Below are 8,854 nucleotides of genomic sequence, written 5' to 3' on the forward strand. Positions count from 1 at the left end.
AACCCACTAGAAGTTCATCTGTAGCAATGAAGTAGTCGCTGGGTCTAGATCCCTCTCTCAAGACTTCTGGAATAGGGGTAGCTGCAAGAAGGCTGATCCCCTGGGAATCGGCAAATTGAACGAAAGGCTCCACATCTGGTTGTTCCCAATAAGCCTTGAAGGGAAACCAGGACTGCCAGTTGTTATAATAAACAGGTTCACTGACGTCTTGAATTTCAATCAGATCTACCTTCCCAACTCTCTGTGGAGTATCGCTTACGTTTCGAATCGAAACTTGAACAAGAACACCAGATGAATCGGGAAGACTGGAGAAGACGTAGGTAACACTCAGGTCTTCTTTCTCTATCTTGAACTCTCTCCCACCGGCAAGTATCAACTCTTCAATGCTTTCAACTCTTATTTTAAGCACTTTAGATCACCTCACAGCTTTGCTTTAATTATAGGCTAGTGCAAAAATAAGTTGAATCATAGTCTCACCATTGGTACCAGTGGGAAAGCCGGTTACGCTATCAATTCTGATTGTCTGTTTTTGATGCTCCCCCAGACGCTAAGTTTCTAGCAATTTCGCGCCGCATCTTCTTTCACAATAGAGACCCGAACTTCTGGTAACCGGGTTTCAGATTTCCTTAAGCACACCATCCAGATCTGCAAGAAGGTCCTCAATGTTCTCAATACCTACAGAGAGTCTTACCCCTCCTTCAGAAAGGCCAACCTCCCGTAGCTGCTCGCTGGTGAATGAAGAATGGCTGGTAAGAATCGGAATCGTTGCGAGAGACTCGACTCCGGCCAAACTTGTAGCTTCAAGAAAGAGCTCGCTCTTCCTAATAAACTCCTTTGCCGTCTCGAGATCCTTTACTTCGAGATAAACGACTCCTCCGAACCCCCTGCAATTAGCGAAACAGTTTGGAACGGAACTTCTCAAAGATGGGTGAGAAACCAGACGAACCTTCGGGCTTTTTGAAAGAAAAAGAGCTATCTCTTTTGCATTATTGTTGTGCAGTTCCATCCGGAGTCCGAGCGTCTTGACTCCTCGACTTACAAGAAAAGCTTCGAAAGGAGCCCCGTTCGTGCCCAGCTTGATCATTTTCTGCCTTGCCCGTGTTTCCAACTCTCTGTCTCTGAAAGCGGCAAAGCCAGCAATAACATCTGAATGTCCGTTCACGTATTTCGAGAGGCTCTGAACGTCGACGTCTGCTCCGTACTCAAGGGGTCTGAAATTGTAAGGAGACAAGAAGGTATTATCTACTACAAGCAGAGCTCTCCTCTTGCTTATCATGTGCGATATTCTCTGGATGTCGGAGAGAATCAGATTAGGATTAGTCATTGACTCGACATAGACAATTCCAGTATTATCGTCAACCAGGCTTTCAAGAGCTTCTAACCGGGACTGATCGAATCTCCTTATTTCCACACCCATATCCGACAGGTCTGCAAGAAGGCTCTGTGTGCCACCGTAGATATTCCTGGAAATCACTAAATTCATTCCCGATCTCAAAAAAGTGAGAAAGACCGTTGTTATCGCGCCCATTCCCGAAGAAAAGAAGATCCCTCCAGCTCCTCCAAAAAGGTTTGAAAGCTTTCTTTCTACAACACCTATCGAAGGATTTCCAACCCTGGTATAGAAAGTCTCTGAGTTTTCGCTCGCATACTTTTCATCGTTGACCACGAAGTTCGATGTTTGAAAGATTGGAGTTGACACTGCGTCGAAAATCTTTGTCTCTTCTCCGATGTGAACCGCTCTAGTATTGAATCCACGCATCTGTCTATCAGCTTTCCTCTAGCAAGGAATCGACAGCTACTACTCTCTTTTCTCTTGCCGAAATCAGACCGGCCTCAATTGTGGCAAGATCCGAGAGCGCTTCACCAATAGTGCCAAGAGAGTTCTTCTCACCCTTAACCACATTGTAGAAGTCCTTGAATTCTTCAATAAAGCCGTCAGTTTTGTTTACAAAGATCTTTTTACGATCGGCGCCAAAGATTTCGATTGTTGCTCCGTCCTTATCAACAAGCATAAGACCATCTGTCCCAACGATTTCGAACCTGTTGAGGGAAGCGGGAGCACCGTAGACGACTGAGTAGTTACCGATCATTTCACATTCCAGCGTCATGTTGAAGACCACGCAGTTTTCTGCCCCAAGATAGTCCAGACTTTTCTTCGAGAATCCGCTCACTTCTTCTACATCGCCAAGTATTTTTCTTATGGCTGCCACATCGTGTACACCCCCATCAGAAATAAAACCACCCACGTGTTCCGGAGTCTGCCTCCACTTGGTCTGAACATACTTGTTATCCTGTCCGAAATCAACCCATTTAATCCAGCTGAAAGCAAGGGGTTTTCCTATCCTATCTTCTTTCAGCAGTTCGGCAGCCTTCTCATAGACTTCTATGTGTCTGTAGTTTTCGGCTATGTAGACGGGAGAATTGCCGGGAAGTCTCAACAAAGGTACTGCTTCCTTGACAGAGGCCGCAACCGGCTTTTCACAAATTACCGGTTTGTTAGCTCTTCTTGCAGCCATAATCATCTTCGGATTCAGGGAAATCGGAACTGCCAGGACAACAGCATCAACCAAATCTGAAGAGAGCATCTCTTCATAAGAATCAAAGACCCTTACGTCGCCACCAACTATCCCGGCGAATTCCTCAGCCTTCTTTCTCGTTCTGCTGTTGACAGCAACAACTGTGAATAACTCACTGAGATTTCTCAGTGCCGGAAGATGGAGTTCTTTTGAGGCTATCCCCGCCCCAACCACACCTAGATTAATCTTCATGCGATTCCTCCTTCGATAATTCAACTGAAGATGCAAGAGATCAGAGGGATTTGCTGACCCAAAGATTCCCCTATAGTGAGAAAGAGGAATCAACTTCTCTTGCCCCATCTGACGTCCTCACTTCGTACGAGTCTAAATCCATCCCAAATCTCTCTTTGTATCTGGTCTTCATCACTTCAACAATCTTTTTCTCTTCTTCCCTTTCGCATAGGGCAAGTACCGACCCACCGAATCCAGCTCCTATCATTCTCGCACCAGAGACGCCCTTCATCTCTTTTAAAGTATTGACAATGAAATCGGTTTCGTCACAGCTTACTTCATAGTCTAGAGCGAGGGATTCATGAGACTGAATTAGAAGCCGACCGAGGTTCTCGAAATTTGAATTAGACATGATTTTTACTGACTCCAAAACTCTCATGTTTTCTGAAACTACGTGCAACGCTCGCCGGTAATATAGTTCACCCAGTCTAGCTCTGTTTGGAAAGAGATCTACCATGGAGACATCGCGATAGCTGCTCTTTCCAAGGATTTCGAGAGCCTTTCTTGCTTCCTCTCTTCTTGTGTTATAGCCTCCTCTAGAAAGGGAATGATGGACCTTGGAATCAAACACGAGAAACGTGTAATCACCAAGTTCTAGAGGTACGTACTCGTAGCGCATCTCAAGGGTATCGAGGAATATGGCCTTATCCTTCTTGCCCATTACAGCCGCGAACTGATCCATGACTCCGCACTTGACACCGACAAACTCATTTTCGGCCATCTGAGCATACTTATAGAGCTCTGTTTCATCGAGCTTCAAGTTGAAAGACGAGTTCAGTGCCACAATCATAGCTACTTCAACTGCGGCCGAACTTGAAAGGCCCGCTCCCTCTGGAAGATTGGAGTGAATCTCAATATTCATACCACCAAACTCTGTGCCGAGTTGATCTTTAAGAACCCACAAGACTCCCTTCAGATAATCGCTCCAGTCACCGGTCTTTTCGATTCTAGATTCATCAAATGAGACTCGTTCCCTTCCCATCGAGCTCAGCGTTATTCGACTACCACTTGTCTTCTCGACCGATAGAAGGACGTATTTGTCAATCGCAACGGGTAGAACAAACCCTTCATTGTAATCGGTGTGCTCACCTATAACGTTGATCCTACCGGGTGCAACAAAGTACCTCTTCAAAACAACACCTCCAACATTGTACATATATGCTGTCTGTCCTTATTGAGAGGATAGCACCACCAGAACAAAAAAACAAAGCGGGCCACGGCCCGCCAGATAGTTTCTAGGCTCTTTACTAGTGAATTCCCAGAAGATTGTCTATCTTGCTCTTGTCGAATCCAACAATGACCTGACTACCTATTGTTATAACCGGGACACCCATCTGTCCGCTCTTCTTCACCATTTCCTCTGCCTTGGCTTTATCCTTACTCACGTCGTAATCTTTGAAAGGAATCCCGTTAGTCTTGAAATAATCTTTCGCTCTCTTGCACCAGGGACAGGATGGGGTAGAATAAACAACAACCTTTGCGTTCATAACTTTGCACCTCCGGTTACCCCCAAGGGGTATTCATAAAACAATTATAGAACACCACTTTTTTTATGTCAACCCCGCTTTTGCCTGGGCTTGCTTTGTGAAAGGCCGGGGAAAGGAATTATGGTTTTACCTTGTTAAGAAGGATCTCAAGCTTCTGTAACTGACGAAGCAGAGAAAGTTGCTGCTCGGTTACCCTCTTTCTGTTGGCGATCAGATTCTGAAGATGACCCAGGGCAACCAGCTTCACGAGGTCGTCGTTGCTAAGCGATTGCTTTGAGAGAAGCTCTTTCTCAGACTTTTTCCATTCCATATAGAATAGTCTCCCCGATGGGGTCCACCTTGTAAAGATTCTCTTTGGTACAACTAGCAGAAGCCACCCAAGACACCAATCTGCATAAAGTACAATCGAAATCATCAGTGATTCATCTGGAAAAGAGAGGTATACCTGCCAGTTTCCAAAGACGAATTTGAGTATCACAGACCAGATTATCAGGTAGAAGACCGAAAACACGGACATAACGGTAGAACCCAGATACTCATAGAACCTTCCTGACTTCACAATACGCATAGCATGCTTTTGCCAGAAGACGTATTGTTTCTTGAACTCTTCAAGCGAGAAGTTGTCATTCTCTGCATCAGGAACCTCTACTGAACCGTCGTTGTTTCTTCGAAGCGATTTCAGCGTCTGCAAGGCCCACTGCTGTTGAGTTGGGATCCCGTTGTTGCCGGCACCAACGGCTATTGAATTCTCCCCGAGGGTGATCTCTCCGCTGTTATGCATCTCAAGAATAGTTGCTAGGAATCCATCGTGATCCACTTCCTGGAAAGGGTTCTTGATTACTGCATTAAGAAGATATCCTGGCACATCATAAATCCGATAACCAATTTCGGACTTCACCTGAGGTTCTATGCCAAAGAGAATAAACGTGAAGAATAATACGAAAAAGGGCACCGCGATTTGAAATCCGATCAAGGCCGACAAGAATGCCTGCTGGAACATAGCTATTTCGTGCTCTTTACGAATCGCACTCTTACTTATCGTTGTGCTTACAGCGTTTGCCATATTGTTTGCGATACTCTTTGAAAATGAGATTTTTATCTCGCCAGAGGCGTTTGAGAGAACCGATTTCATCTGAAGCCTTACAGTGTTTCCGACTATCTCTACGCTGGCTTCTTTGTAAGGCCTGACAGAGATATCGTCCTCGGTAATCCTAGAGATTATGGTCTCAGGCAGCTCTATGGAAAGAGCAATATCTCTTGTCATCGCATCTGAATTTGGTTCCCAGAATTTGTAGCTGAACACAGCTATATCCGATCCTATTTCAACAACACCGGATATGTTGTATTCGGTCGTCATCACAAACTGATTGACTTCTTGTTCAAGAAAGACCCGCGCATCGAACCCACCTGGGGATGAGGATATCTCTCGGACTACACCAGTTCCTTGGGAAACCTCAATTGAATATGAATTGAGAACCGAGGGATATGACAGATGGAGTTTCTTCGAAGCCGTTCTGTTGTTGCGGGACAACGTATAGATCGAAAGCTCTTCAACGAAAAGATCTCCCTGATCATTCAGCCTCGCGTTGATTTCAACTGAATCGATCTTGTACGGGGCAGATTCCCTCCAGAAGCCGTTTCCTAAGGCAATAAACATGAAGAAGCCGCTGACCATCATGAATATTATAAAAAAATACTTTCTTTCGAATTTCCTTTTCATTTCATCTCACCCTTTGTATTATACTCTGCTTATGAAAACTATCTGGAAAATGGAGGAAGAGATGCTTAAATGCAAACGGCTCTTCGTTTCGGATATGGATGGAACATTCTACCTGGGAAACACTCTTCTGCCGGGTAGTCTTGACTTCGCCATGGCTGTTAGCCGTCTTGGCGCAAGACTGGTATTTCTGACAAACAATTCATCTCGCACACCTGAAGAATATATCAGAAAACTAGAGAAAATGGGTGTGGACAGAAAACTCTTCGAAGTCTACACTTCGGGAGAAGCTACAATAAGCTTTCTAAAGAGAGATTTTCCCCAAAGGAAAGTATTTCTGCTCTCAACTCCGTCTGTGAGAAAAATGTTCGAAAAGGGTGGAGTAACGCTGGATGATCTTGATCCCGAAGTACTGATCCTTACATTCGACACGTCGATTACTTATGAAAAGATCCGAAGGGCAGCGCTTCTAATCAGACAGGGTATTCCTTATATTGCCAGCCACCCGGATATCAACTGCCCGACTGAAGACGGTCCCATCCCCGATGTCGGAAGCTTGATAAGTCTCTTTGAAACCTCAACAGGCCGTAGGCCGGATCACATAATAGGAAAGCCCGACCCCACCATTTTGCAGATGGTGATGGAAGATTTCGATTGCAGTCCGGAAGAAACTGTCATGATAGGAGACAGAATATACACCGATATTGAATGTGGTCTCAAGGCCGAGGTAGATACTTTCCTTGTTCTGTCTGGGGAAACTACAAGAGACATGATTCCGGACAGACATAGTTACAAAGTCGTAGAGAACGTGGGAACTCTGGCAAAGAAAATTAGAGATCACAATACTGTATAATTGCCATACGTTGGAGGTGATTGAATGGTCATCCTTTTCATTGTAATTGGAATTATTCTTGTCTTGGCTCTTTGGCTCATTGGTGTATACAACAATTTAGTAACTCTTAAGAAGAGAGTCGAGAATGCCTGGTCGCAGATCGATGTTCAGCTCAAGAGAAGACATGATCTGATTCCAAATCTTGTCAACTCAGTGAAAGGCTATATGAAATTCGAGCAGGAAACCCTGGAGAAAGTAATGCAGGCCAGGGCAAAGGCGGTTTCCGCTCAGGGTGTAGGAGATAAGATCAAAGCCGAGCAGGAACTTGGTGGAGTGCTTGGAAGGCTGCTTGCAGTTGTTGAGAACTATCCCGATCTGAAAGCAAATACGAATGTATCACAGCTAATGGAAGAGCTCACCACTACAGAGAATAAGATCTCTTATGCAAGACAGTTCTTCAATGATTCTGCTACCAAGTTCAATACAAAGATCGAGATCTTCCCTAATAACGTCATTGTTGGTTTCATTGGGGGCAAGTTCGAATCCTTCCCACTCTTTGAAGTTACAGAGGCTGAAAGGGTAACTCCCAACGTAGATCTCAATTTCTGAGGACAATGTCTTTTACTGTAGATTTCTACGAGGAAAGTAGAAAGAACGTGAGGAAGACCATCATCCTTGTGATGGTCTTCCTAGTAATGATGATTGCATTTGGCCTGATTATTGATCTGGTGTTCGGAATACTTCCCATATTCACCTTGGTGTTCTTAGCCATAGCGTCCATACAGACATTAATATCCCTAACTTCAGGCAAAGAAATCATCCTTAGATCAGCGAAGGCTCGCGAACTCAAAGTGAACGACCCTGAGGAGCGGCAACTCAAGAATATAGTAGATGAACTGTCGATTGCTGCAGGAATGGGGAAACCTCCCGAGGTGTACGTAATCGATGACGATTCCGTTATTAACGCATTTGCCACTGGAAGGAAGCAGGAGGATTCAGTTGTTTGTGTGACTAGCGGACTTCTGAAGAGTCTCGATCGTGAAGAAACCTCCGGAGTGATCGCTCATGAACTGAGTCACATAATCAACAGAGACGTTCTTCTCATGACACTGATTTCTGCGCTTCTGGGAGCCGTTGTGATAGTTCAGCTCCTTGCATTTAGGGCCATGATTACTTATCTCAGATTTGGCGCCATTGGTGCTGCTACGAAATCGAGACGCTCTTCCAAGAAGAACAATAATTCTGCTCTTGCAGTAATCGCTTTCCTAGCGGCAGTTGCTGGATTGGGTGCTCTCTTTTCATTTATTGGTAGGCTCTCGCTGCTAGCCGTTTCAAGAACAAGAGAGTACTTCGCCGATGCGCGTGCAGTAGAGTTGACAAGAAATCCTTCGGGCCTTGCCAGTGCTTTGAGGAAAATCGTCACTTCTTCGGCGAAACTTCAGACAGCCAACGTTGCCACCGCCCATCTATTCATCTCCGATCCTTTGAAGAGAAAAATAAACAACAAGACTTCCTTCTTCGCATCGTTGTGGAGCACCCATCCACCAATAGCGATGAGAATCTCAATTCTTGAAAACAGGGCTCTTTCAGAAATCGAAGCCGAACTGTCAGATTACATATGATTTCTTCTCCCCTTTTGAATGAATTCACCATGAAGCGCGAATAGAGGAAACGAACCTGTAACTTGACAATGGTAAGGGGTACTGGTAGTATAGGAATTGCTGACGCGAAGTTAGCGTTAGCGGTAAGGACGAGCGAGGAAGAAGGGTCATTGAAAAATGGATAGCAATCCAGCGAGTTTCAAAAAAATGAGTCATGGATGGAGGGTTTGATCCTGGCTCAGGGTGAACGCTGGCGGCGTGCTTGACACATGCAAGTCGAACGGTATGTGGCAACACATAGAGTGGCGAACGGGTGAGTAACACGTGGGAACGTACCTTCTGCAGGGGGATAACTGACCGAAAGGACAGCTAATACCGCATAAGGCCGAGAGGAGAAAGGTGCAACAGCA

At 45.1% G+C, this 8,854-nt stretch carries 8 protein-coding genes, 1 rRNA gene and 1 pseudogene; 4 read left to right on the forward strand and 6 right to left on the reverse strand.

Annotated elements, in window-relative coordinates; translation table 11 throughout:
- The 6 genes and pseudogenes from B3K42_RS02965 to B3K42_RS02990 form a co-directional block, all read right to left on the reverse strand.
- Positions 1-409, reverse strand: a pseudogene (locus B3K42_RS02965) (alpha-galactosidase); the annotation flags it as partial.
- Between the two features lie 207 nt (positions 410-616).
- Positions 617-1,759: a trans-sulfuration enzyme family protein gene (locus B3K42_RS02970; protein WP_292596710.1), complete on the reverse strand. Its 1,143-nt coding sequence runs from the start codon at positions 1,757-1,759 to the stop codon at positions 617-619.
- 7 nt (positions 1,760-1,766) lie between these two features.
- Positions 1,767-2,768: a Gfo/Idh/MocA family protein gene (locus tag B3K42_RS02975; protein WP_292596712.1), complete on the reverse strand. Its 1,002-nt coding sequence runs from the start codon at positions 2,766-2,768 to the stop codon at positions 1,767-1,769.
- A 70-nt stretch (positions 2,769-2,838) separates the two neighbouring features.
- Entirely contained in the window at positions 2,839-3,939 is a 1,101-nt protein-coding gene (gene galK, locus B3K42_RS02980) for a galactokinase (RefSeq protein WP_292596714.1), read from the reverse strand.
- 115 nt (positions 3,940-4,054) lie between these two features.
- On the reverse strand, positions 4,055-4,294 hold the full coding sequence (locus B3K42_RS02985; protein WP_292596715.1) for a glutaredoxin family protein: 240 nt from the start codon (positions 4,292-4,294) through the stop codon (positions 4,055-4,057).
- A 118-nt stretch (positions 4,295-4,412) separates the two neighbouring features.
- The gene (locus tag B3K42_RS02990) at positions 4,413-6,014 is read right to left on the reverse strand and encodes a DUF2207 family protein (RefSeq protein WP_292596717.1); all 1,602 of its coding nucleotides are present in this window, start codon (positions 6,012-6,014) and stop codon (positions 4,413-4,415) included.
- 61 nt (positions 6,015-6,075) lie between these two features.
- Here B3K42_RS02990 and B3K42_RS02995 point away from each other — a divergent pair, with 61 nt between their 5' ends.
- From B3K42_RS02995 to B3K42_RS03010, 4 genes are all read left to right on the forward strand, one after another.
- Entirely contained in the window at positions 6,076-6,864 is a 789-nt protein-coding gene (locus B3K42_RS02995) for an HAD-IIA family hydrolase (protein ID WP_292596719.1), read from the forward strand.
- A 24-nt stretch (positions 6,865-6,888) separates the two neighbouring features.
- Positions 6,889-7,452 (forward strand): LemA family protein, encoded by a 564-nt coding sequence (locus B3K42_RS03000; RefSeq protein ID WP_292596721.1) that lies wholly within the window; start codon positions 6,889-6,891, stop codon positions 7,450-7,452.
- A gap of 5 nt (positions 7,453-7,457) precedes the next feature.
- Positions 7,458-8,465 carry a M48 family metalloprotease gene (locus tag B3K42_RS03005; protein ID WP_292596723.1) on the forward strand — a complete coding sequence of 336 codons (1,008 nt, stop codon included), beginning with the start codon at positions 7,458-7,460 and terminating at the stop codon, positions 8,463-8,465.
- Between the two features lie 194 nt (positions 8,466-8,659).
- Positions 8,660-8,854: ribosomal RNA gene (locus B3K42_RS03010) — 16S ribosomal RNA — on the forward strand; the annotation flags it as partial.

The organism is Mesotoga sp. UBA6090, from assembly GCF_002435945.1.
Taxonomy (GTDB): domain Bacteria; phylum Thermotogota; class Thermotogae; order Petrotogales; family Kosmotogaceae; genus Mesotoga.